Genomic DNA, 1,588 nt, shown 5'->3' on the forward strand with positions numbered 1-1,588 from the left:
CTTGGTCGGGTAGCGGGGACGCATTACTGCGTCCCCGCCCCCTCAGAACCGTGCGTGCCATTCGTCACGGCACACGGCTCAAGCAGATCCAAGCGGCGGTTTAGGATCACGCTGCGTTTTGCCTCGTCGTCGGCTATAGAGCCAGCTTCGATGACAGTGTGTATGCACTAAGCGGGTCCTGGCGCCACCATGGCGGCCGGATTTCGGGGCATCCACGATCAGGAGATAGCTCGCCGCTATTGCTCGTCGGGTAACTTGCTGCCACCAGCTTTCCCACTGTTGTGGGGATTGTGGTGGCTGCTCTGCGGTCAGCAGATAGTCCCCGCACATCGGGCACATGGCGTTCTGTTCGTCCAATAGCCTGATGGTGTACCGATCGAGCGGTGGCTTACTCCGTCTGCGGCGGTGAGCCCAGTACTCGGCCAGGGAGGGATCGTCCGGAGACGCCCATCCTCTTACCATGACGTGCCGCTTAATTTCAGTCCACCGAAACATAACCAAGTAGGCGCCGGACTCGAGATCCCCGAACACCCACCTGTCGTTCCGGAACTTGTTGAACTGGCCATAGTACCTGGGGATAATCCATGACTTTGGCTTATTCTGATGGCTGTGCGTAGCCCACTTGTAGGTGAGTCTCCACACGTGCGTGTCGAGATCTTCAAAAACCTTCGACGACACCACCGGTCGATAATACGCCGCCCACCCCCGGATCACGGGATTCAGGGCGGCGATTACTGCTTTCGCGTTTGCGCCGCGCAGCCGGCGCATTTCAAACGCGAGTCTAGACCTGACCCGCTGCACGGCCGCCTTACTAGGCTTGATCAGAAGTTTGAAGCCATACCGGCGGACGTTGAAGCCGAGAAAGTCAAACCCCTCGGCCACATGGACAATGCGGGTCTTATCCTCGTTGAAGGACAGGCCCCGACCGCCCAGCCATCGCGCCAGTCGCTCCTTGACCAGCACGGCCTGGTGGCGGGTGTGACAGAGCACCACCAGGTCGTCCGCATACCTGACCACTACCGGAGAATCCGGATAACTTCGTCCCGCCTTGGGCCCGGTAGTTCTGTACCTGGCTCCAGCGACCGTTTCCAGACCGTGTAACGCGACGTTCAGCAGTAGCGGGCTGATGACCCCGCCCTGCGGAGTTCCTTCCTCGGTGGGAGCGAACCCGCGTCCCGCCTCGAACACTCCTGCCTGGAGCCACTCACGCACCATCTCCCGAGCGGGAAACAGGCCGATGGCCTCCATCAGCTTTTCGTGGTCGATGCGGTCGAATGCCGCAGCCAAATCCGCATCAAGCACCCATAGCCGTGCTGCGGTCTTGCTTTTGCACGTCTCATAGATGGCCTCGATCGCGTCATGACACCCTCGGCCCGGCCGAAACCCGTAAGACTTGGCCTCGAACCGGGCCTCCCACTCGGGCTCCAGTGCGTTCCGGACTCGCGCTTGATGACAGCGGTCCATGAGCACCGGTATGCCGAGCGGACGCATGCGCGCGGGGTTACCGGCCTTGGGAATGTGCACTCGCCGGACCGGACGGGGGCACCAATCCTGCCTGCTGCGATGGACTCGCTTCGCCATGCGCATT

The 1,588-nt window shown here is 61.3% G+C and carries 1 protein-coding gene; it reads right to left on the reverse strand.

The annotated features are described in order from the left end of the window. Positions 1-78: 78 nt before the first annotated feature. Positions 79-1,588 (reverse strand): group II intron reverse transcriptase/maturase (ltrA, locus tag CHF16_RS39135; protein WP_089331235.1); only part of this gene is annotated, 1,510 nt, incomplete at its 5' end.

The organism is Actinomadura meyerae, from assembly GCF_900188445.1.
In the GTDB taxonomy this organism is placed as follows: domain Bacteria; phylum Actinomycetota; class Actinomycetes; order Streptosporangiales; family Streptosporangiaceae; genus Spirillospora; species Spirillospora meyerae.